Annotated in this window: 18 protein-coding genes and 1 pseudogene; 8 read left to right on the forward strand and 11 right to left on the reverse strand. The window is 70.6% G+C overall.

Annotated elements, in window-relative coordinates:
* Window positions 1–5: 5 nt before the first annotated feature.
* From ACWD04_RS02215 to ACWD04_RS02230, 4 genes are all read right to left on the reverse strand, one after another.
* Entirely contained in the window at window positions 6–419 is a 414-nt protein-coding gene (locus tag ACWD04_RS02215) for a TadE family protein (protein ID WP_451127136.1), read from the reverse strand.
* Entirely contained in the window at window positions 416–1,675 is a 1,260-nt protein-coding gene (locus ACWD04_RS02220) for an AAA family ATPase (protein ID WP_451127138.1), read from the reverse strand. Before ACWD04_RS02220 ends, ACWD04_RS02215 begins: the two co-directional genes overlap by 4 nt.
* 7 nt (window positions 1,676–1,682) lie before the next feature.
* Window positions 1,683–2,387, reverse strand: a complete 705-nt coding sequence (cpaB, locus tag ACWD04_RS02225) for a Flp pilus assembly protein CpaB (protein WP_451127140.1) — start codon at window positions 2,385–2,387, stop codon at window positions 1,683–1,685.
* Window positions 2,388–2,469: 82 nt separating this feature from the next.
* On the reverse strand, window positions 2,470–3,336 hold the full coding sequence (locus ACWD04_RS02230; RefSeq protein WP_451127142.1) for a hypothetical protein: 867 nt from the start codon (window positions 3,334–3,336) through the stop codon (window positions 2,470–2,472).
* 563 nt (window positions 3,337–3,899) lie between these two features.
* Between ACWD04_RS02230 and ACWD04_RS02235 the strand changes: the two genes are divergently transcribed.
* Window positions 3,900–5,633 (forward strand): chitinase, encoded by a 1,734-nt coding sequence (locus ACWD04_RS02235; RefSeq protein WP_451127144.1) that lies wholly within the window; start codon window positions 3,900–3,902, stop codon window positions 5,631–5,633.
* 403 nt (window positions 5,634–6,036) lie between these two features.
* Here the strand turns inward: ACWD04_RS02235 and ACWD04_RS02240 are convergent, their stop codons facing one another.
* Entirely contained in the window at window positions 6,037–6,555 is a 519-nt protein-coding gene (locus ACWD04_RS02240; protein WP_451127146.1) for a hypothetical protein, read from the reverse strand.
* Between the two features lie 325 nt (window positions 6,556–6,880).
* On the opposite strand from ACWD04_RS02240, the pseudogene ACWD04_RS02245 reads away from it, so the two are divergent.
* A pseudogene (locus tag ACWD04_RS02245) lies at window positions 6,881–7,061 on the forward strand (FAD-dependent oxidoreductase); the annotation flags it as partial.
* Between the two features lie 157 nt (window positions 7,062–7,218).
* Here the strand turns inward: ACWD04_RS02245 and ACWD04_RS02250 are convergent.
* From ACWD04_RS02250 to ACWD04_RS02270, 5 genes are all read right to left on the reverse strand, one after another.
* Window positions 7,219–8,523: an Nramp family divalent metal transporter gene (locus ACWD04_RS02250; protein WP_451127148.1), complete on the reverse strand. Its 1,305-nt coding sequence runs from the start codon at window positions 8,521–8,523 to the stop codon at window positions 7,219–7,221.
* Between the two features lie 171 nt (window positions 8,524–8,694).
* Window positions 8,695–10,167, reverse strand: coding sequence for a GntP family permease (locus tag ACWD04_RS02255; protein WP_451127150.1), 1,473 nt, complete (start codon window positions 10,165–10,167; stop codon window positions 8,695–8,697).
* Between the two features lie 141 nt (window positions 10,168–10,308).
* Entirely contained in the window at window positions 10,309–10,719 is a 411-nt protein-coding gene (locus tag ACWD04_RS02260; protein WP_451127152.1) for a RidA family protein, read from the reverse strand.
* Window positions 10,720–10,725: 6 nt separating this feature from the next.
* Window positions 10,726–11,484: an IclR family transcriptional regulator gene (locus tag ACWD04_RS02265; protein WP_451127154.1), complete on the reverse strand. Its 759-nt coding sequence runs from the start codon at window positions 11,482–11,484 to the stop codon at window positions 10,726–10,728.
* Window positions 11,481–12,539 carry a sugar kinase gene (locus tag ACWD04_RS02270; RefSeq protein WP_451127156.1) on the reverse strand — a complete coding sequence of 353 codons (1,059 nt, stop codon included), beginning with the start codon at window positions 12,537–12,539 and terminating at the stop codon, window positions 11,481–11,483. Before ACWD04_RS02270 ends, ACWD04_RS02265 begins: the two co-directional genes overlap by 4 nt.
* A gap of 107 nt (window positions 12,540–12,646) precedes the next feature.
* On the opposite strand from ACWD04_RS02270, the gene ACWD04_RS02275 reads away from it, so the two are divergent.
* Window positions 12,647–13,978 (forward strand): amino acid deaminase, encoded by a 1,332-nt coding sequence (locus ACWD04_RS02275; protein WP_451127158.1) that lies wholly within the window; start codon window positions 12,647–12,649, stop codon window positions 13,976–13,978.
* Window positions 13,979–13,991: 13 nt separating this feature from the next.
* The gene (locus ACWD04_RS02280; protein ID WP_451127447.1) at window positions 13,992–15,662 is read left to right on the forward strand and encodes an N-acyl-D-amino-acid deacylase family protein; all 1,671 of its coding nucleotides are present in this window, start codon (window positions 13,992–13,994) and stop codon (window positions 15,660–15,662) included.
* Window positions 15,663–15,904: 242 nt separating this feature from the next.
* Here the strand turns inward: ACWD04_RS02280 and ACWD04_RS02285 are convergent, their stop codons facing one another.
* Window positions 15,905–16,864 (reverse strand): MurR/RpiR family transcriptional regulator, encoded by a 960-nt coding sequence (locus tag ACWD04_RS02285; protein WP_451127160.1) that lies wholly within the window; start codon window positions 16,862–16,864, stop codon window positions 15,905–15,907.
* A gap of 159 nt (window positions 16,865–17,023) precedes the next feature.
* On the opposite strand from ACWD04_RS02285, the gene ACWD04_RS02290 reads away from it, so the two are divergent.
* From ACWD04_RS02290 to ACWD04_RS02305, 4 genes are all read left to right on the forward strand, one after another.
* Window positions 17,024–18,448 (forward strand): MFS transporter, encoded by a 1,425-nt coding sequence (locus ACWD04_RS02290; protein WP_451127162.1) that lies wholly within the window; start codon window positions 17,024–17,026, stop codon window positions 18,446–18,448.
* The gene (locus tag ACWD04_RS02295; protein ID WP_451127164.1) at window positions 18,445–18,912 is read left to right on the forward strand and encodes a GAF domain-containing protein; all 468 of its coding nucleotides are present in this window, start codon (window positions 18,445–18,447) and stop codon (window positions 18,910–18,912) included. Before ACWD04_RS02290 ends, ACWD04_RS02295 begins: the two co-directional genes overlap by 4 nt.
* 53 nt (window positions 18,913–18,965) lie before the next feature.
* Complete coding sequence (locus ACWD04_RS02300) at window positions 18,966–20,201, forward strand: amidohydrolase family protein (protein ID WP_451127166.1); 1,236 nt, start codon at window positions 18,966–18,968, stop codon at window positions 20,199–20,201.
* Between the two features lie 101 nt (window positions 20,202–20,302).
* Window positions 20,303–21,127, forward strand: a complete 825-nt coding sequence (locus ACWD04_RS02305) for an arylamine N-acetyltransferase family protein (RefSeq protein ID WP_451127168.1) — start codon at window positions 20,303–20,305, stop codon at window positions 21,125–21,127.
* Window positions 21,128–21,220: the final 93 nt, after the last annotated feature.

A 21,220-nucleotide genomic window follows, 5' to 3' on the forward strand; every position in this document is an offset into this window, starting at 1 on the left:
ACGGGTCACTTCCCTTCCGCGGCGGCGCCGGCCGTCGCCGTGACGGGAATGGGGAGGCCGACGAATCCAGGGAAGAGCACGGGGGCCTCCAGCCTGATGGTGGCCTTGACCATGTCGTTCCCGCCGCCCCCGCAGTCGATCCGCGCCGAGCCCTCCCAGGCCCCGGGCAGCCGTTCGTACACGGCGGCCTCACAGCTGCTCCGGCCCTCCCCGGTGCCCGAGGCGACGGCCTTCCGTACGCCTTCGTCGGCCGCGCCGCTCGCCAGGGTGAACGTGTACCCCACCAGCACCGCCTGCCAGAGCAGCACCAGCGTCACCAGGATGATGGGCACCATCCCGGTGAACTCGACGCTCAGCTGCCCGCGGTCGCTTCTCAGCCCTGCCCGTATCCGGCCCGGCTCTCCCGCGTCCCTCGTCACTGCCGGCCTCCCCCGCTGGTCGTGCCGCCCTTGCGCCGACGGCCCCCGATCGAGCCCCTGTCGCCGCGCGGCTCGGTTCCTGGAGAAGGCTTCACGAGTCCGAGCTCTCCCGCCAGGGCCCACAGGGCCTGCTTCACGGTGGAGCGCGGGTCCAGTTCGTGCATCCGCCCGGAGTCCACCGCCCCCTGGAGTTCCTTGAAGTTCGCCGGGACCGCTGTGCCCGCCATCCGGGTGCCGGTGATGCGCTGGACCAGCGCGGGCTGGATCTCCGTGTTGCGGTTGAAGCGGTTGACGAGGGTGACCGTCTCCTCGGCCTTGCGGATCTGGAGCCGGTCCCACATCCGGACGATGCGCTTGGCGCCACGCACCGCGATGACGTCCGGTGTCGTCACCAGCACCGCGGTGTCGGCCATTTCGATCGCCGCGGCGTTGGCTCCGCTCATCTGGCTTCCGCAGTCGATGACGACGACCTCATAGCGCGAGCGCAGGGCGCTGACGATCTGGCGTGCGGCGCGGTCGCTGACCTCTTCCCCGCGTTCGCCCTCCCCGGGTGCCAGCAGCAGCGCCAGGCCCGTGTCGTGCGAGAAGACGGCGTCGGAGAGGACCCGCGGGGATATGTCGGCGATGGCCGCCAGGTCGACGACGGAGCGCCGGAACTGCACATCGAGATAGGCGGCGACGTCACCGGCCTGGAGGTCCAGGTCGACCAGTGCGGCCGTGTGCCCGGAGGCCTGCGCGGCCAGGGCCAGCTGTACGGCTGTGAGGGTCGTCCCGACTCCGCCCTTGGCCCCGGTGACCGTGACGACCGTGCCGCCGGGACCGGTGAACACGTCGCCGGCGGAACCGAGATGGCGTCGTACACCCGTGGACCACTGTGCGGCGGCCTGCACACGGTTGGCGAGTTCCTCGTAGCTCAGGGGGAGGGTGGCCAGACCCCGTGCGCCCGCGTCCATGGACGCGGCGAAGAGACCGGGACTCGCGTCGGCGGTGATCAGCACGACCCCTACGGCGGGGAAGCGCAGGGAGACCTCCCGGACCAGCTCCAGGGCGGGCACCGGGCCGATCCGCTCGTGCACCAGGACGACCTCGGGCAGCTCCTCGACGGACTCGCCGGCAAGGCGGGCGAGTGTGTCGAGGAGCTGGGTCGAGTCACCGACCGGAGCCGCTGGTTCCGCGTCGGGGAGCTGGCTGAGCAGGGTGGTCACGGACCTGACCGCGTCTGCGTCACCGACTGCGGGGAGGATTCTGGTGGTCATCCCATCCTCACTTGTCGTTGTCGAGCGTGTAGGTCCGGTCGCCCGGGCGGACGGTGCCGTCGCTGCCGGGAGCGATCAGGGCGAGGCGTACGTGCTGGGCGAAGGACTCTGCGTACGCCACGCGCTGGGTGTCGAGGGTGTTGAGCGCGAAGGTGATCGGCACCGCTTCGGAGGCCTGGTTACGGTCGTCCTTCCGCGGCTCCAGGGCGGTCAGTTCGCCGACGTCGAGGACCTTGGCGTCGGAGACGATGACCTTGGACTGGGACACCTCACCCTCCTTCTCGCCCGCGAAGGTGGCATAGATGTTCACCTTGTCGTTCGGCCGGATCTTGCCGGCCACGCCCGTCGCCGCGTCGATCATGATGGCGATCTCCTGCTCACCCGGCTTCAGTTCCGGGCTCTTCACCATCATGTCGGACTGCATCAGGGAACCCTTCTGCAGTTCGGTGACGGCGATCTTGCCGTCGATCTCGTCGATCTCCGTGACGGCGTTGTCCGACAGCCAGCGCTTGGGCATGGCGACCTTCTCGAACTGACCTGCGGACAGGGCCGTGTACGGGGCCACGTTCGTCTTGAGCCGGTAGGCGTCGACCTCGGGTCCGACCTTCGCGTTGACGTCGCTGATCACCGAGAGCACCCCGGCGAAGGCGCCGAAGGCACACAGGACCGACAGGAGCAGGAGTATCACGCCGCGGCGCTGGCGGGAGTTCATGGGCCGGACAACCTCGTTCGAATCGGATGCGGGGAGCAACGGACAGAGAGGGATGCGCGGTGTCTGCAGAGCCCTGGGCGCGCTAAGAGCTCGGGGGCGCGGGCGCTCCCTGGCTCAGGACACCGGCAGGACGCATTCGGTTCTCCGGCGGCACCAGGGGGGAGGAGCAGAACCCGCAGCGGTCGCCGATGAGCTCCATTCCGCACCAGTGGCAGTTTTCCCGCCGTACGGAGGAAACGAGCTGATAGATCACGGAGATGTCCGGGAGGAAGGAGGCGAATTCGACGAGCTTCCCCGTCCCCCACCAACGCGGCGAGCCGGAAGGCAGCGCGCACTCCTGCACGGCCTGTACGCCCCATGCCGGGACGAGGGTCTGCCGGACCCACTCGGATGTCAGCTGCCCCTTGGCGACGAGCAGGTGTGAGGCGTACGACGGTCCGGCCGGAGGTTCGACGGCCGGACCGATCTTGAGGAGCTGCGGGCTGGGGCCGGCGAACACGGCGAACACGGAGCCCGGCACCCAGGACTTCGCATGCGTCTTGAGACTGACGGGGACCCGGTCGAGCCTGGCCACCGAGTTCAGCAGGGCTCCGGCGCGGATGTAGTGGGCGAGCAGCCGCACCGCCGACGCCACCACTCCCGGGCTGAAATCGCAGAGGGACAGCTGTCTCAGCTGGCGCACGAGTACGGCCACGCCGAGGGGCGGAAGGTCCACCTTGAGAAGGGCGATGCGGTCGCTCTCCAGGACCGAGCGGATGGCGTGCAGTCTGCGTTCATGGGCAGGGCTGATACCCGTGGGATAGACCGCGATCACATGACCGTGCTGCTCCAGAAGCAGGTGCATGTCACCGATCGCGAGATCCAGCGGCTGGGCTTCGGGGGCCTGCAGCAGGGCCGCTGTGGGCGTCTGCTGATCGGTCGGCGGTAGCACCAGATCAGCACTGGTCACTGCTATTGCGGTGGGCACGCTCTTCCCCGTTCGGCTCCGGCCGTCGTCTGCGGTGACTCCGGTCGCCATCGCTCCTGCTCCGTGCTTTCTCCCCCAGCACTTTAGCCACCTCATACCAGGCAGAGAACAGATATCGGAACCCAGTACGAAGACATGGGGCACACACGGGCACAACGCCTCCGTACGAAATCGGACGAAAGGACTGGTCGTTAACTCCTGCACCACTGCACAGGGTTACTTCAGCCGACCAGGTTTGAAATCCACGTGAATTCAACTGCCCACGTCAGGAAGGAGCGTCAGCCGCATTTGCGGGCCCTCCCGGATATCCACTCGGTCACGTTCGGGGTAACGCGGCCGAGTCACCCGTCCGGGTGTGCGTGCTCGAGCGCCCTGGAGCGACCACCCGGAGCGACCGGGCGGCCGGTGGAGAACCCGGGCTCGCCTCGTGCCACGCATCCGGCCCGCCGGAGGCCTTGACAACCTGATTGGTCTGGACCAGCTTATCGGCCAACGGTGGCCACCGTTACCGCCGGCACCCCCAACTCCCCCACCGGAGGCAGCAAGTGGAACGCTCCGCAGGAAGCAGCAGGCACAGAAGGCGCCGGGTCCGGTCTCTCCTCGGCGGGGTCGTCGCCGTCGTCGCGACCGGGGCGCTGGGCGTCACCGGGCTCGTCAGCACCGCACAGGCGGCTGACATCAACGTGGCCAGGAACGCCGGATTCGAGTCCGGGCTCGCCGACTGGACCTGTTCCGGCGGCAGCGGCACCACCGTCTCCTCCCCCGTGCACGGCGGCACCTCCGCGCTCAAGGCCACCCCGGCCGGGCAGGACAACGCCAAGTGCACGCAGACCGTGGCCGTGAAGCCCGGCTCCACGTACACGCTCAGCTCCTGGGTGCAGGGCAGTTACGTCTATCTCGGGGCCAGCGGTACCGGGACTACGGACGTCTCCACCTGGTCCCCCGGATCCAGCGGCTGGACCCAGCTGCGGACCGGTTTCACCACCGGCCCCTCCACCACCTCGGTGACCGTCTACACCCACGGCTGGTACGGACAGGCCGCCTACCTCGCGGACGACGTCCAGGTCACCGGCCCCGACGGCGGCGGCGGCACGGATCCGGAGCCCGCGATCCCCGGGGCCCCCGCAGGGCTGGCCGTGGGTACGACGACCGCCTCCTCCGTCGCCCTGACCTGGAACGCGGTCTCCGGCGCCACCGGTTACACCGTCTACCGGAACGGCGCGAAGGCGACCACCTCCACCGGCACCTCCGCGACGGTGACCGGGCTGGCCGCGGACACCGCGTACCAGTTCTCCGTCAGCGCGACCAACGCCGCGGGTGAATCCGACAAGTCGGCCACCGTCAGCGGCCGTACGGCGAAGGCCACCGACCCGGGCCCCGGGCCGGAGACCTCGGTGCCCGAGCACGCGGTGACCGGGTACTGGCAGAACTTCGACAACGGCGCCGCCGTCCAGAAGCTCGGCGACGTCCCCGCGCACTACGACATCATCGCCGTCTCCTTCGCGGACGCCACCGCCACGCCCGGAGCCGTCACCTTCAACCTGGACTCGGCGGGCCTGAACGGCTACACCGTCGCCCAGTTCAAGGCCGACATCAAGGCCAAGCAGGCCGCCGGCAAGAACGTCATCATCTCCGTGGGCGGCGAGAAGGGGTCCGTCGCCGTCAACAGCGACGCCTCCGCCACCGCGTTCGCCGACTCCGTGTACGCGCTCATCCAGGAGTACGGCTTCAACGGCGTCGACATCGACCTCGAGAACGGCCTCGACTCCACCTACATGACGAAGGCGCTGCGCTCGCTGTCCTCGAAGGCGGGCCCCGGGCTCGTCATCACGATGGCGCCTCAGACGATCGACATGCAGTCGACCTCCGGTGAGTACTTCAGGACGGCGCTCAGCATCAAGGACATCCTGACCGTCGTCAACATGCAGTACTACAACAGCGGCTCGATGCTGGGCTGCGACGGCAAGGTCTACTCGCAGGGCTCGGTGGACTTCCTCACCGCACTCGCCTGCATCCAGCTGGAGGGTGGCCTCGCCCCGTCCCAGGTGGGACTCGGCGTTCCCGCCTCCACCCGCGGCGCCGGCAGCGGCTACGTCGCTCCGTCCGTCGTGAACGCGGCCCTGGACTGCCTGACCAAGGGCACGAACTGCGGCTCGTTCAAGCCCTCCAGGACCTACCCGGACCTGCGCGGCGCGATGACCTGGTCCACGAACTGGGACGCCACCGCGGGCAACGCCTGGTCCGACGCGGTCGGCCCGCACGTCCACGGGCTCCCGTAGATCCCACCATCCCGTCGGGCAACGAACCAACAGCGCCGCCGCTCCCCCGGCGGCGCTGCTGCGTCATGCACGACGTGTCGCGCACACGGCACGAAGCCGGCAGGGCGACCACCCACCGCGTTCTGGTCCTCGGCCAGGTCTGCGACGAACCGGGCGAAGTGGTCCTCGGGCAGCCAGTTGTCCAGCGAGGGAGGCAACAGCAGGGCCTGGTGCGGGTCGAACGCCCGGAATGTCTTGTCCACGCCACCAGGCGGCCCTGCAACCACCTCACCTCGACCGGCTCGACCGGCTCGACCGGCTCGACCGGCTCGACCTCGAACAGCCCATCCCCACCACACGTACCGGGATTATCCGCACGAAAGATCACGAGACGCACGCGGGCGCCCGTTATCGAGATACGCTCCTAGCTGACCTGCTGCAATGCCCAATAGTGCGGCTCGATAGGGGCCTGCCTCACCACGATTCGACCGGGCACGTCGCTGTCCACCAGCTTCCCCCACGAGTTGGATCGGTCGCCGGGGGTGTGCTCGATGTCGGCCCACACCACGCTGCCGGGCCCGGCGGAGCCGTAGGAGACGGTCCACTCGGCGAGCTTGTCAGCGCAGTCGTTGACCATCACAGTGTGGTCCGTCGTCAACTTCAGGCAGGTGCGCGGGTTGGAACCCGGCGTGGAGACTTCCATTGTTCCGTTGGGGCGTTGCCGTACCTGCCAGTTCGCCGAGGTGGACCCGCTGTCCGTGCAAGCGCCCAGCGACACCATGCCGATACTCGCGTGCGTTTTGGGCCAGACCATGCACTTGCCGTCCTTGAGAGCCACGAACCGGAAGACCCCGTCGAAGAGCGGGGCGGCGTGGGCGGGTTGCGCGAGTGCGGCAGTGGCCGCGACCGCGGCGGCCATGACGGCGATGACGCGTGAACGCATGGGATGGGACTCCTCGAACAGTCGTGGTTGAGCTGACCGCACGGCACAGACACGGTCGATGCACATTCCGCCGGAGACAGCGACGGCACCGATCCTGGAACACCGGCCCGCCCGGTAGCAGCCTGCGGTGGCCGCTATCACTCGCCTGGCTGAGCCGCGTCACCCGATGGCGTGGCGGCTCGGGGCTGTGGCCTCGCCGCTGAGAACCCCATGAGCACAGGCCCGCGGGAGCGGGGATACGCCGTGGACGTAGCTCGACGGCGTCCGCCGGACACGCCGAAATCTGTGCTGCCCGGCGCGGTCGAGCCGGCGGGCGGGCGGGCGGGCGGGCGGGGAGAGCATCGCCGCCGGTGTGGTCGTATGGACCAGCGGTACACGGGTGTTCGCCGCTTGCGGCCGCCGCCGGGCCGACCGTCGACGAGTGCGGCCGCATCGTCACCGACGCCGCCCTGCGGTCGGTGTCGCACCCGGAGGTGTACGCGGTGGGCGACGCGGCCGCGATCCGCGCTCCACGACATGGCCGATCCGGACACACTCCAGGCCGTCGCCGACGGCACCGCTCACGATGTCGGGACGCGGTGAACCGTCGCTGAGGGGCCTGGACCTCCGGGTCCAGGCCCCTCAGCGACCTCGTGGAAGAGAGTGCGGACACCTACGCCGCCGTCACCAGGGCAGTTCGCGCACCTGCTGGACGCACAGCACGATGAACAGCAGGCCCGCCGCGCCCAGCATCCCGTTGCTGAGCCAGCCGTTGCGCCATTCCTTCGGCGTGCGTGAGGAGTTGAGCAGCCACAGCAGGGTCAGGGCCAGGAACGGCATGAAGAACGCGCCGAGGACCCCGTAGCCGATGACCAGCCCGAAAGGCTCGTCCAGCCAGAGCAGCGTCATCGGAGGGAAGGTCAGCCAGAGCAGGTACGCGCGGAACGGCACGGACCGCTCCTGCCGGCGGACCGTCACGCCGCTCGCCTTCTCGGCGCCCGCTCCGACGCGGGCGGCCTGGATCCGTTCCACGAAGTCGGCGAACATCAGGCTCACTCCGTGCCACACACCGATGAGCGACGAGAACGATGCCGCGAAGAAGCCGACCAGGAACAGCTTCGCGGTGCCCGCCCCGAATCGGTCCTCCAGGATCTGACCGAGGTCGATCAGCCCCCGGTCGCCCTTCGTCAGGGCGATCTGCGAGGAGTGCAGCAGCTCCGCGCCGACGATGAGCATCGCCACGACGAAGATGCCGGTCGTGATGTAGGCGACCCGGTTGTCGATCCGCATCACCTTCATCCAGGAGGTGTCGGACCATCCCTTGGCGTTCACCCAGTACCCGTACGCCGCCATGGTGATCGTGCCGCCGACCCCGCCGATCAGCCCGAGCGTGTAGACCAGCGAGCCGTCCGGGAGCACCGGGAGCAGCCCCGCGAAGGAGGCGCCGATGTCGGGAGCCACCCGGATCGCGACGTAGACCACCACGACGAACATCACGCCGATCAGGACCGTCATGACCTTCTCGAAGACGGCGTACTGGTTGAACCAGACGAAGACCAGGCCGATCAGCCCGGTGATGATCGCCCAGGTCTTCAGCCCCGGTCCGTCGGGGAACAGCGCCACGATGGGCAGGGCGCTGGAGGACATCGCCGTCGCGCCGTACACGAAGCCCCAGATGACGACGTACACGGCGAAGTACCCCGTGGTCCACCCGCCGAGGCTGCGCCAGCCCTCGAAGAGGGTGCGGCCCGTCGCGAGGTGCCAGCGGCCCACGGCTTCCGCGAGGGCAATCTTGACGAGGCAGCCGATCACGGCCGCCCACATGAGGGTGTAGCCGAATTTGCTGCCCGCGATGAGCGTGGCGACGAGGTCCCCTGCTCCGACGCCGGTGGCCGCGACGACGATGCCGGGGCCGATGTAACGCCAACTGGATTTACGCGGCTGGGAGCCGGGCTCCCCCGCCCTTGTGATCTCGATTGTCTCCGCCATGTTGATCAACGAAGCGCATCACGCCGGATCGCACAAGAGGGCGCGGCCTACCGCCGTGCTCCGCGCCACGCGAGTCCGGGGCATACGGGGACATACGTGGCACTGAATGGACGTACGGTGATCCGTCCCGATCAGGCCGGGCGTGCCCGGCCTGATCGGACGTGCGCTTTCCTAGATCACCAGGCTCAGCGCCGCGGCGACCACGAAGCCGGCGACCGAGAGGACCGTTTCCAGGACCGTCCAGGTCTTCAGGGTGTCGCGCTCGGAGATGCCGAAGTACTTCGAGACCATCCAGAATCCGCCGTCGTTGACGTGCGAGGCGAAGATGGAGCCCGCCGAGATCGCCATGATGATCAGCGCGAGGTGCGGCTGCGACATGCCCTGGCCCTCGACCAGCGGGACGACGATGCCCGCGGTGGTGACGATCGCGACCGTCGCCGATCCCTGCGCGACCCGCAGGACGACGGAGATCAGCCAGGCGAGCAGGATGACCGGCAGGCCGACGTCGTTGAAGGTGTCGGCGAGCGCGTCGGCGATGCCGCTGCCCTTCAGCACGGCTCCGAAGATGCCGCCCGCGCCGACGACCAGCAGGATGTTGCCGACGGGCTTGAGCGAGGCGGTGGAGACCGACTCGAGGGACTTGCGGGACCAGCCGCGCCGGATGCCCAGCAGGTAGTAGGCGAGGAGCAGGGCGATCGTCAGCGCGACGAAGGGGTTGCCGAAGAACTCGATGACGGAGCGCAGGGTCGACGGGTCCAGCGCGATGGAGGAGAACGTCGCGGCGAGGATGAGGACCAGCGGGGTGCCGATGATCGCGAGGACGGTGCCGAGCGCGACGGGCTGCTCGTGCGGGGTGACACCGGCGGCGCGCTGCTCGGCGACGACGGCGGCCTTGGACTCCTCGGCCGCCTCGACCATGTCCTGCGGTACGTCGACGAAGATGCGCTTGCCGATCCAGGCGGCGTACGCCCAGGCGGCGAGGACGGACGGGATGCCGACGACGGCGCCCATCAGGATGACCCAGCCGAGGGAGACGTTGAACAGGCCCGCGGCGGCGACCGGTCCGGGGTGCGGCGGCAGGAACGCGTGGGTCATCGAGAGGCCGGCCAGCAGCGGCATCGCGTACAGGACGACCGACTTGCCGGAGCGCTTCGCCGCGGCGTACACGATCGGCGCGAGGACGAAGATGCCGACGTCGAAGAAGACCGGGATGCCGAAGATGAGGCCCGTGAGGCCCATGGCGAGCGGGGCGCGCTTCTCGCCGAAGAGATTCAGCAGGCGGCCGCTCAGCACCTCCGCGCCGCCGGACACCTCCAGGATCGCGCCGAGCATCGTGCCGAGGCCGATGATGATCGCGACGTGCCCGAGGATGCCGCCCATGCCGGATTCGATGACGGACACGGCGGCCGACTTCTGGACCGTGCCGAAGAGTTCGGTGACGGAGAGACCGGCGCCCAGGCCGACGGCTATGGACACGGCGAGCAGCGCGACGAACGGCTGGAGCCTGACCTTGATGATCAGGAGGAGCAGGAGCGCGATCCCGAGGACGGCGACGGTCAGCAGACCGGGGGTCCCGCCGATCAGGAGGAGGAGCCCACCGGTGTGGGGTGGCGCCTCGGCGGCGGGGGTGGCGGCGAGCAGCATGAGCGGTCAACTCCGTTGGTGACGGGGCCCTTCGGGCAGGGGGGAGCGCGGCGCGGCGCCCCCCGGGGGGAAGGTTCGGGGCGCCGTGCCGTACTGCGGTGAGGCGAGCGGTTGAGTCAGGTGGTGCGGAGGGGCCGGAGATCAGCCGAGGACCGCGAGGGCGTCGATCTCGACGAGCAGCCCCTCGGGCAGGCCGACGTACACCGTCGTACGGGCGGAGGCGGGGGCCTTGAGGCCCTGCTCCTCGAAGTACTCGTTGTAGATCGCGTTCATCTCGGCGAAGTGGTCGACGTCCGTGAGGTAGACGCGCATCATCATCACGTCGTCCCAGCTCGCGCCGCCCTCCTCCAGGATCGCCTTGACGTTGGCGAAGGTCTGCAGGGTCTGCTCGCGCAGCGTCGGGCCGGCCGGGGTGGGGGCCTGGCCCTCCACGGCGGGCAGGAAGCCGACCTGACCGGCGACCTGGAGGATGTTCCCCTTCTTCACGCCGTGCGAGAACTTGGCGGGCGGCGTGGTGTGGGTAGTGGGAGTGAGGGCGGTCTTCTCGGTCATGACGGTTCAGGCTTTCTTGGTGGGGGCGGTGCCGGAGTACTCCCGGCTGATGGTGTCCGCGGTGCGGCGCACCAGCGGGAGCAGGGTGAGGAGTTCCTCGGCCGTGACGACCACGTTCGGTGCGGACACCGACATGGCGGCGACGACCCGCCCGTCGGCGCCCCGGATGGGGGCGCCGACGCAGTTGATGGACTCCTCGTGGCCGCCGAGGTCGGTGGCCCAGCCCTGTTCGCGTACGACGGCGAGTTCCTTGAGGAAGGCACCGGCGTTCGGGACCGAACGGGACGTGTACATGGGGTAGTCGAGCCGGTCGGCGATCGCGCGCCGTTCGGGCTCGGTGAGGTCGGCGAGGAGCAGCTTGGCGACCGCGGCGACGGTGATCGCGACGGGTTTGCCGATCCGTGAGTACATCCGGACGGGGTAGCGGCTCTCGACCTTGTCGATGTAGAGGACCTCGTTCTCCTCGTACACCGCGAGGTGGACGGTGTGCCCGCACTGCTCGTTGAGCGCGACGAGGTGGCTGTGGGCGATCTCGCGTACGTCGAGGTTCTCGACGGCTTCCTGCGCGAGCGCGAAGAGCCGGGCGCCGAGGCGGTAGCGCTGGTCGTCCTGGCGGAAGACGAGTCCGTGTTCGTGGAGGGTACGGAGCAGGCGCAGTGCCGTGGACTTGTGGACGCCGAGCCGTGTCGAGACCTGGCCGAGGTCGGCGGGGCCCTGGGCGAGCAGCGGCAGGATGCTCAGCGCGCGGTCGACGGTCTGGCTCATGTGACTGGTACCTCCTCGTTCGCCCCGGCGGCGGCTGTCCAGCCGGGGCCGAGACGAAGTGTGCCCCAGGCGTCGTCGTCCAGGGCGGCCAGCCGGTCGGCGTGGGCGCGGGACGGAGGGCCGGTGAGGTCGCCGGGGACGGTGAGGACGGCGGCGGCCATGAGGTGGCCGTGCCGGGCGCGGTCGCGTACGGGCAGGTCGCGCAGGGTGGCGGAGAGGAACCCGGCGGCGAAGGCGTCACCCGCTCCGACGGCGGCGACGACGTCGACGTGGAGGGAGGAGACGGTGGTGACGGTGTCCTGTGCCGGACTGCCGGCCGTCCGTGAGTAGACCGTGACGCCCTCCGCGCCCCCCTTGACGACCAGCACGTCCGGCTCCGGCAGGGCCGCGCGGATCGCTTCGGCGCCGTGGACGCCCCAGGCTTCTTCCGCCTCGTCCTCCCCGACGAAGACGAGGTCGCAGCGGCGGGCGAGGGCGAGCAGGACGTCCGGGCCGGTCTCGCCGTCGCGCCACAGGCCGGGGCGGTGGTTGACGTCGAAGGAGATCAGCGGGCGGCCGTCGCGGGGGGCGGTGAGGTCGTGGAGGAGCGCCAGACAGTCGGCGGAGAGTGCGGCGGTGATGCCGGACAGGTGCAGGACGCGGGTAGCGAGGAGGTCCTCGTGCGGGACGTTGTGCGGGGACATCGCGGAGGCCGCGGAACCCGCCCGGTAGTACGCCACCTCGTGGGTGTCCGTGGCCCGGTCCGTCGCCGTGCGGAAGTAGATGCCGGTGGGGCGGGCCGGGTCGCGGCGTACGGCGGAGGTGTCGACCCCGTAGGCGGCGATCGTGTCGACGAGGTGGTCGCCGAAGCCGTCGGCGCCTACCCTGCCGACCCATTTCGCCCGGTGGCCCGCGGCGGCGAGCGCGCAGGCGACGTTGGACTCGGCGCCGCCGATGCCGCGGCCGAAGGAGGGGACGTCGGCGAGGCGGCCCGGCTGCGAGGGCAGGAACGTCACCATGGACTCGCCGAGGCAGACGACGTCCGCGGTGGCTGTCCTGGCTGCGGATCCGGACACTCTGGGCTCCTCATGGTCGGCCGTGGGCACCGGTGCTCACCATTGACCCGGCATCGGCTCGGATGTTAGACAGCCTTGAGCGATATACGCAACGCCCGTTGCACAGAATGCAACGACCAGTTCCCGAGGAGACCCCCTTGGCCACCGAGCAGTCCCCCGAACAGTCCGTGACGGCACTCGCCGGCGAGCGGGTCGACCACCGCTTCAAGGCGCTGCCGCCCGACGCGGAAGGGCTGACCGTGGGCGCACTGGCGGCCGAGCGCCGCAACCTCTTCGCGGGCGGCTTCACCACCCCCGTGCTGGCCCTTTCCGCCGAGTCGGTCGAGGCGAACCTCGCCCTGCTGGAAACGTACGCGGAGCGGCACGGCCTGGCCTTCGCGCCGCACGGCAAGACGTCGATGTCCCCGCAGCTCTTCGCCCGTCAGCTGGAGTACGGCGCCTGGGGCATCACCGCCGCCGTCCCCCACCAGGCCCGGGTGTACCGCGCCTACGGCATCCGGCGGATCTTCCTGGCCAACGAGCTGGTCGACGCAGTGGCGCTGCGCTGGCTGGCCGGCGAGCTGGACGCCGACCCGGACTTCACGTTCGCCTGTTACGTCGACTCCGTGCGCGGCGTCGAGCTGATGGACGAGGCCCTGCGCGCGGCAGGTGCCGTGCGCCCCGTCGACGTCGTGGTGGAGCTGGGGGCAGGCCAGTGCGCCCGCACCGGCGCCCGTACGGAGGCCGACTGCGCATCGGTCGCCGACGCGGTGGCCGCCGCCTCCACCCTGCGTCTGGTGGGCGTCGCCGGTTACGAGGGCGAGGTGCCGGACGCCTCCCCCGAGCGGGTACGGGAGTGGCTGCGCCGCCTCGTCGCACTGGCCACGGACTTCGACGCGGCCGGCCGCTTCGCGGCGCTGCCCGACGGCGAGGAGATCCTGGTCAGCGCGGGCGGCAGCGCGTGGTTCGACGCGGTCGCCGATGTCTTCGCCGGGATCCCCACGCTGAGCCGGCCGGTCCTCAGGCTGCTGCGCTCCGGCGCGTACGTCAGCCACGACGACGGCCACTACCGCCATCTCACCCCCTTCAACCGGATCCCCGAGGAGGGCGCGCTGCAGCCGGCCTTCCGCCTCTGGGCCCAGGTCGTCTCCCGCCCCACCCCCGAGCAGGCCTTCGTCAACGCCGGAAAGCGTGACGCCGCCTACGACCTGGACCTCCCGGAGGCGCAGGTCGTCCGCTCCGCACGCGACGGCTCGGTGCGTCCGGCCACCGGCATCACCGTCAGCGGGCTGTCCGACCAGCACGGCTGGGTGCGTACGGAGGCGGGCGCGGAGCTCGAGGTCGGCGACTGGATCGGCATGGGGCTCTCGCACCCCTGCACCTCCTTCGACAAGTGGCAGCTGATCCCGCTGGTGGAGGCGGACGGCACCGTCACCGACTACATCCGCACCTTCTTCTGATCCCGGCCCTCCGATCCGGCGGAGCCCCTCCCGCTCCCCCACCTCCGAAAGGCGACCTCTCATGGACCTGGTCATCCGCGACGCCCGCGTCATCGACGGCACCGGCGCCCCCTCCTACCGCGCCGACGTGGGCATCACGGACGGCCGGATCACCGAGATCCGGAGGGAGGGAGACGGCCCCCGCCCCGGCGCCGCCCGCACCCTGGACGCCGACGGCCTCGCGCTCGCGCCCGGCTTCATCGACATGCACGCGCACAGCGACCTCGCCCTGCTGCGCGACCCCGACCACAGTGCGAAGGCCGCCCAGGGCGTCACCCTGGAAGTCCTCGGGCAGGACGGTCTGTCGTACGCCCCCGCCGACGACCGCACCCTCGCCGAGGTCCGCCGTTCCATCGCCGGCTGGAACGGCGACGGCAGCGACATCGACTTCGACTGGCGCACCGTCGGCGGCTACCTGGACCGCCTCGACCGCAACTTCGGCGGCCAGGGCATCGCCGTCAACGCCGCCTACCTCATCCCGCAGGGCACGGTCCGGATGCTCGCCGTCGGCTGGGACGACCGCCCCGCCACCGACCCCGAACTGGACCGGATGAAGGAGCTGATCGCCCAGGGCATGGCCGAAGGCGCGGTCGGCATGTCCTCGGGCCTGACGTACACCCCCGGGATGTACGCGAAGGACGCCGAACTCACCGAGCTGTGCCGGGTGGTGGCGGCCCACGACGGCTACTACTGCCCTCACCACCGCTCGTACGGCGCGGGAGCGCTCGCCGCGTACGAGGAGATGGTCCAGCTCACCCGCGACGCCGGCTGCGCCCTCCATCTCGCGCACGCCACCATGAACTTCGGCGTGAACGAGGGCAAGGCCCCCGACCTCCTCGCCCTCCTGGACGACGCCCTCGCGGCGGGCGCGGACATCTCCCTCGACACCTATCCGTACACCCCCGGCTGCACGACCCTCGTGGCGATGCTGCCCAGCTGGTCGAGCGAGGGCGGACCCGATTCGATCCTGGGCCGGCTCGCGGACGAGGCGACGGCGGAGCGGATCCGCCACCACCTGGAGGTCCTGGGCTCCGACGGCTGCCACGGCGTCCCGATCGAGTGGGACACCATCGAGATCTCCGGCGTCGGCTCACCCGGCCTCGCCGGGTACGTCGGCCGTACGGTGGCCGAGTCCGCCCTGCTGCGCGGCGAAGACCCCTGGGTGACGGCCCGCCGGCTGCTCACCGAGGACCGGCTGGGCACGACGATTCTCCAGCACGTCGGTCACGAGGAGAACGTGCGACAGATCATGCGCCACCGGGTGCACACCGGCGGCAGCGACGGCATCCTCCAGGGCGACAAGCCGCACCCCCGTGCGTACGGCACGTTCCCCCAGTACCTCGGCCGGTACGTCCGGGAGCTGGGCATCCTCTCGCTGGAGGAGTGCGTCGCCCACCTCACCTCCCGTCCGGCCGCCCGCCTGCGCCTGCCGGACCGCGGTCACGTCCGCGAGGGCTACCGCGCCGACCTCACCCTCTTCGACCCGGCCACGGTGGCGGCCGGCTCGACGTTCGACGAGCCGCGCACACTCCCGGTGGGCGTCCCGTACGTCCTGATCGACGGCCGCTTCGTCATCGAGGACGGCAAGCGGACCTCGGTCCTGGCGGGCCGGGCGGTACGGGGCAGCGGCCGGCGGACGGGCTGACCGCGGGCCGGCGGCGCACGAGGCGCCCCTGGACACGCTGTTGCCGGCGCAGCGATGCGACGCAGCTCCGCCAGGGATGTCCGGCGAGGGCTTCACGGCCGGCCGGGGTGAGGGCGGGCCAGGTGTGGGTCCGGGAGTTCCCGGACGCTTCCCTGACCGGTGCGTGACCGGCTGTCCGGAGCATGCTGCGGATCCGCGGCCGGTGAACCGGGTTGGTCACATCATCGGACAGCGGCCCGCGCCTAGTGCTCGGCGGCCCCGTTGCGCGGCCGGGGGCGCCGGTGCAGCAGGCCGAAGCGGTCCCATTGGGCCTCGGCGGCCTCGATGGCACGGCGGGTCCGCTCGGGATCGATGGCGGCGAGCTCCGCGACGACGGCCTGTACCACCGCGGTGCCGGCCGTGAGCGAGGGGAAGAAGGACACGCCTTCGGCCGGTACGAGAACGACCTCGTCCGCCGCCTCGGTGAGCGCCGGGCTCGCCGCGTCCGTGAGGGCGAAGACCTTGGCACCCCGGCGGTGCGCCTCTCCGGCCGCGAGGACCGTGCTCGCGTAGAGCCGCCAGAAACTGATGGCGACCAGCGCGTCATCGTCCGTCATGTCGGAGATGACGTTGGCGAGTTGGGCGTCGCCGCCGGTGATCGCGGTGACGCGGTAGCCGGCCAGTCGCGCGTTGTGCGCGAAGGCGATCCCGGTCGCCGCGTAACTGCCGTCGGCGACCACGACCGTGTGCCGGGCGGCCGCCACCGCTTCGGCGACCCTCCGTATCGCGCCGCCGTCGAGGCGCCGGGTGAGCAGGGCGACACTGTCGAGGTCGCGGCGCAGGGACGCGTCCGCCACGCCGTCCGTCGCGTGGTGTTCGGCGGCGACGTCGGGAGCGCTGAGGGCGGACAGATAGCGCGCCCTGAGCTCCTGCTGAAGTGCGGGCCAGCCGGCGAATCCGAGAGCCTGGGCGGTGCGGGTGACGGTCGCGATGTTCACCCCGGCCAGGGACGCCAGCTCGGCGGTCGAGGCGAACGAGGCACGTCGCGGCTGGGTGAGGAGGACGTCCAGGACCGCCGTGCCCTTGCTGCGCAGACCACGGGCGGGGAGCCGGCCGCGCAGCCACTCCTCGAAGCTGTCGCCGGCGTCGGGGGCGGGCCGCTCGCCCTCGGGGCCACGCTTGCCGTCGTCATCCACGTCGGGGTCGGGTCCTGCTGCCGCCACTGGGCCTCCCTCTGTTCTCCACGGCCCCGTGAGGCGGGTCTCCGACGTGTTTCCGGCCCAGGCTACCGGTGTAACGATCAGAAAAATCTGCAACAACCATTGCAGTTCGCAGATTCTGCATACTACGTTGCCTCCAACTCGAAGACCTGGAGGTGCGGCATGACGCTGTTGGCCCGACTCGACCGGCTGCCGCTGAGCAAGCCCCATTACGCCCTGCTCCTGATCGGTGGCCTCGGATACACGTTCGACGGGATGGACTCGGCCGTCGTGGCCTTCCTGATGCCCAGCGCGCAGGAGGCCTGGGACCTCAGCAACGGCGCGCTCGGGCTCATCGGCTCCGCCTCGCCGTTCGGCTTCCTCTTCGGTGCCGTGGCCGCCGGGCTCCTGGGCGACCGCATCGGCCGTCGCAAGGTGATGATGTGGGCGCTCGCCTTCTACGCCTTCTTCTCCCTGGTGGCGGCCGTCGCACCCAATTACGAGCTCTTCCTGGGCGCCCGGATCCTGGCCGGGGCGGGGGCCGGCGCGGAGAGCGCCATCATCGCCCCGTTCCTCTCGGAGTTCGTGCCGGCCGCGCGCCGGGGCTGGTTCGTCGGGGCGCTCGCCGGGTTCTTCTCCTTCGGTTTCGTCGCCGCGGCGCTCATCGGCCGCTTCGTCGTCCCGACCGTCCCCGAGGGCTGGCGGGTCGCCCAGGTGATCACGGCGCTGCCCGTGGTGATGCTGCTCTGGTGGCGGCGCTCCCTGCCCGAATCGCCGCGCTATCTGATCGCCCGGGGAGAGCTCGCGGCGGCGGAAGAGGTCGTCTCCGATCTCGAGCGCAAGGTCGAGAAGGCCATCGGCAAACCGCTGCCTCCCGTACCGGTAGGGGGCGGCGCGACGGCGGCCGCGATCGCGCCCGCCCGGCCGGCGCTGGGCCTGTTCGCCGCGCTGAAGTACCTCTGGAGCGGCCGGATGGCCCGGCGCACCGCGATCACCTGGCTGATCTGGTTCGTGATCACGTTCTCGTACTACGGCTTCTTCTCCTGGATCCCGACCCTGCTGATCCAGCGCGGCATCACCGTCACCAAGAGCTTCGAGTTCTCGATCATCATCTATCTGGCGCAGATCCCCGGGTACTTCTCGGCGGCCTGGCTGTCGGAGCGGCTCGACCGCAAGAACGTGATCGCCCTCTACCTCACCGGTTCGGCCCTCAGCGCCTTCTGGCTCAGCCAGACCACGACCCCGGTGTCGATCACCATGGCGGGGGCGGTGCTCTCCTTCTTCCTCAACGGCACCTACGCGGGCGTCTACTCCTACACCCCCGAGGTCTTCCCGACCTGGATCAGGGCCAGCGGGACGGGCATGTCCAGCGCCTTCGGCCGCGTCGGCTCCATCCTCGCCCCCGTGATCATCGGGGTCTCCTCCGCCAGCTTCGGCTTCGCCGGTGTCTTCGGTCTGACCACGGCCGTGCTCGCGGTCGGGGTGATCTGCACGGTGCTGTTCGGCGTGAGCACGGCCGGACGTTCCCTGGAGGAGCTCACCGAACCCGAACCGGCACCGTCCGGCCTCCCTCCCGCATCCACCACGACCGAGGTGAACTCCCGATGAGCGACACATCCACGACCGGCCTGCTCCCCGCGCTGGAGGAGGAGATCCGCACGACGGTGGGCGTCCGCCTCTTCACCGTCCTGGCCTGGATTCCCGAGCGGCGCGTCCTGCACCGCGTCCACAGCAGCCACCCCGGCCCGTACCCGGTCGGCGGCGAGAAGTCCGTCGAGGTGTCCGGCGGCTGGCTGGAGCAGTGCATCGCACGGCAGCTGCCCTATCTGGGAGCCGACCGCGCCGCCGTACGCGAGGTCTTCGCCGATCACCGGACCATCGACGAGCTCGGCTGCGGCGCGGTCGTCAACGTCCCCGTCGTCGACGACGGCCGCACGCTGGGCATGCTCAACGTCCTGGACGCCGAGGGACGTTACGACGAGGAGTCCGTCCGGGCCCTGAGCGCCCTCGCCTCACAGGCGGTCCCGGACCTGCGCGCCTTCACCGTGCGGGCGGACAGGACCGGCCACTGACCCCCGCACCCGCGCCCGCGTCCCCGTACACCTGACTCACCGAGGAGACCCCCTTGTCCCTGCTGCTGCGCAACGCCCGACTGCTCGATGTGGCCACCGGCGACTACCAGGAGACCGACCTTCGGTGCGCCGAGGGGCGCATCGCCGAGACCGGCACCGCGCTGAGCGCTCCCGACGGTGTCAGGACCGTCGACCTGGCCGGCGCGCACGTCCTGCCGGGCCTGATAGACGCCCATGTCCATGTGACGGCCTCCACCGCCGATCTGGGCGCGCTGCCGTCCTCCTCGCCCAGCTACGTCGCCGCCCACAGCGCCCGGATCATGAGCGGGATGCTCGACCGCGGTTTCACTACCGTGCGGGACGCCTCGGGCGCCGACTACGGCCTGTGCGACGCCCAGGAGGAAGGGCTGCTGCGCGGGCCCCGGCTGATGTTCTGCGGCCGTGCCCTCAGCCAGACCGGCGGGCACGGGGACAGCCGTGGCCGCGGCACCCGGGTCAGCGACGACCACCCCTGCTGCGCGGGGCTCGGCAGGGTGGCCGACGGCGTCGACGCGGTACGGGCGGCGGCGCGCGACGAGCTCCGCAAGGGCGCCCACCACCTCAAGGTGATGGCCTCCGGGGGCGTGGCCTCGCCCACCGACCGCATCGATTCGACCCAGTACTCCATGGACGAGCTGCGCGCCGTGGTCGAGGAGGCCGAGGCCGCGAACCGTTACGTCGCCGCGCACGCGTACACGGCGCGGGCCGTCAACCGGGCGCTGCGGGCCGGCATTCGCTCGATCGAGCACGGAAACCTGCTGGACGACGAGAGCGTACGGCTCTTCGCCGAGTACGACGCGTTTCTCGTGCCGACGCTGGTGACCTACTGGGCGCTGAAGAAGGAGGGGCCCGAATTCGGACTGCCCGCCGACAGCCACCGCAAGGTGGACGAGGTGCTGGGGCAGGGCCTCGCGGCGCTGGAGCGGGCCGTACGGGGAGGAGTCAGGACCGTGTACGGGAGCGACCTCCTGGGCGGGATGCACCGCCACCAGAACGAGGAGTTCCGTATCCGCGCCGAAGTGCAGCAGCCGATCGACGTGATCCGCGCGGCCACCTCCACGGCCGCCGAACTGCTCGGCATGCGGGGCGAGATCGGGACCCTGGAGCCGGGCGCGCACGCCGACCTGGTGGTGCTGCGGGGTGACCCGCTGACGGACATCGGTTTCCTTGCGGACCCGGCCCATGTGGTGGGCGTCGTCCAGGGCGGCTCCGTCGTGTCCGCGCAGCGGGGGTCCACGCTCGCCGCGTGACACGGGGGCCGCCGCATGGCACACGGGGGCCGCGTTCCCCGTATCTCCTTCGCCGTCACCGGACTTGAGAAACCTCTGAGGTGTCTGCGTAGTGTCGCTGTATGACACTCGACCTCGACGCCTACTTCGCCCGCATCGGATGGTCCGGGGAGCGCCGCCCCACCGTGGAGGTGCTGCGGTCCGTGCACCGCGCCCACATGCTGGGTATTCCGTTCGAGAATCTGGAGCCCCTCCTCGGAAGCGCCCCGTCCCTCGCGCTGCCGGACCTGGAGAGAAAACTCGTGCGCCGTGAGCGCGGCGGGTACTGCTACGAGCACAACACCCTCCTCTCGGCCGTCCTGACCCAGCTCGGCTTCCGGGTGACGTTGCTGACCGCGCGGGTGGTTCTGGGAGCCGCCCCCGGTGACATCCGGCCCCGTACGCACATGCTCATGCAGGTGCACATCGATGCCGCGGGTGAGGGTGAGCCCGCCTCCTGGCTGGCGGATGTGGGTTTCGGTACGCACGGCGCGCTGCTGGAGCCGATCCCGCTCGTGGTGGACACCGAGCTGCTCGACACCCCGCGCCGCCACCGGCTGGTGCACGCCCCGCACGACGGGCCGCTGGAGATGTGGGAGCTGCAGACGGACAAGGGCGGCTACTGGGAGCCGCAGTACGAATTCACCCTGGAGCCGTTCGAGGCGCCGGACTACGACGTCATCAACTGGCACATCGCGACGAACCCCCGCTCACCGTTCCGGCAGGCGGTGTACGCCCAGCGCACCCTGCCGGGCCTGCACCGCTCCCTGTCCGGCCGGACGCTGGTGGAGACGGCCGACGACGGCACGGTCCAGGAGCGGGAACTGGGCTCCTCCGCCGAGGTGCTGCGGGTGCTGGCCGAGGACTTCGGCGTGCGGCTGCCCGAGGGGACCGTTCTGCCCGGCTGAGATCCGGAGTGGTCCGGGGGAGATGCGCCCAGGGGCCGTCAGCCCCGCGTGGCGCATCTCACCCGGTTTGTGCCGATGCCCTCATTCCAAGCC

The sequence above is a fragment of the Streptomyces sp. NPDC002911 genome, from assembly GCF_053591835.1.

Excerpts from the sequence above, each read along its gene's own strand:
- ACWD04_RS02220 (WP_451127138.1), bottom strand. The coding sequence starts at position 1,675 with ATGACCACCAGAATCCTCCCCGCAGTCGGTGACGCAGACGCGGTCAGG.
- cpaB (WP_451127140.1), bottom strand. The coding sequence starts at position 2,387 with ATGAACTCCCGCCAGCGCCGCGGCGTGATACTCCTGCTCCTGTCGGTC.
- ACWD04_RS02240 (WP_451127146.1), bottom strand. The coding sequence starts at position 6,555 with ATGCGTTCACGCGTCATCGCCGTCATGGCCGCCGCGGTCGCGGCCACT.
- ACWD04_RS02250 (WP_451127148.1), bottom strand. The coding sequence starts at position 8,523 with ATGGCGGAGACAATCGAGATCACAAGGGCGGGGGAGCCCGGCTCCCAG.
- ACWD04_RS02255 (WP_451127150.1), bottom strand. The coding sequence starts at position 10,167 with ATGCTGCTCGCCGCCACCCCCGCCGCCGAGGCGCCACCCCACACCGGT.
- ACWD04_RS02260 (WP_451127152.1), bottom strand. The coding sequence starts at position 10,719 with ATGACCGAGAAGACCGCCCTCACTCCCACTACCCACACCACGCCGCCC.
- ACWD04_RS02265 (WP_451127154.1), bottom strand. The coding sequence starts at position 11,484 with ATGAGCCAGACCGTCGACCGCGCGCTGAGCATCCTGCCGCTGCTCGCC.
- ACWD04_RS02275 (WP_451127158.1), top strand. The coding sequence starts at position 12,647 with ATGCAACGACCAGTTCCCGAGGAGACCCCCTTGGCCACCGAGCAGTCC.
- ACWD04_RS02290 (WP_451127162.1), top strand. The coding sequence starts at position 17,024 with ATGACGCTGTTGGCCCGACTCGACCGGCTGCCGCTGAGCAAGCCCCAT.
- ACWD04_RS02295 (WP_451127164.1), top strand. The coding sequence starts at position 18,445 with ATGAGCGACACATCCACGACCGGCCTGCTCCCCGCGCTGGAGGAGGAG.
- ACWD04_RS02305 (WP_451127168.1), top strand. The coding sequence starts at position 20,303 with ATGACACTCGACCTCGACGCCTACTTCGCCCGCATCGGATGGTCCGGG.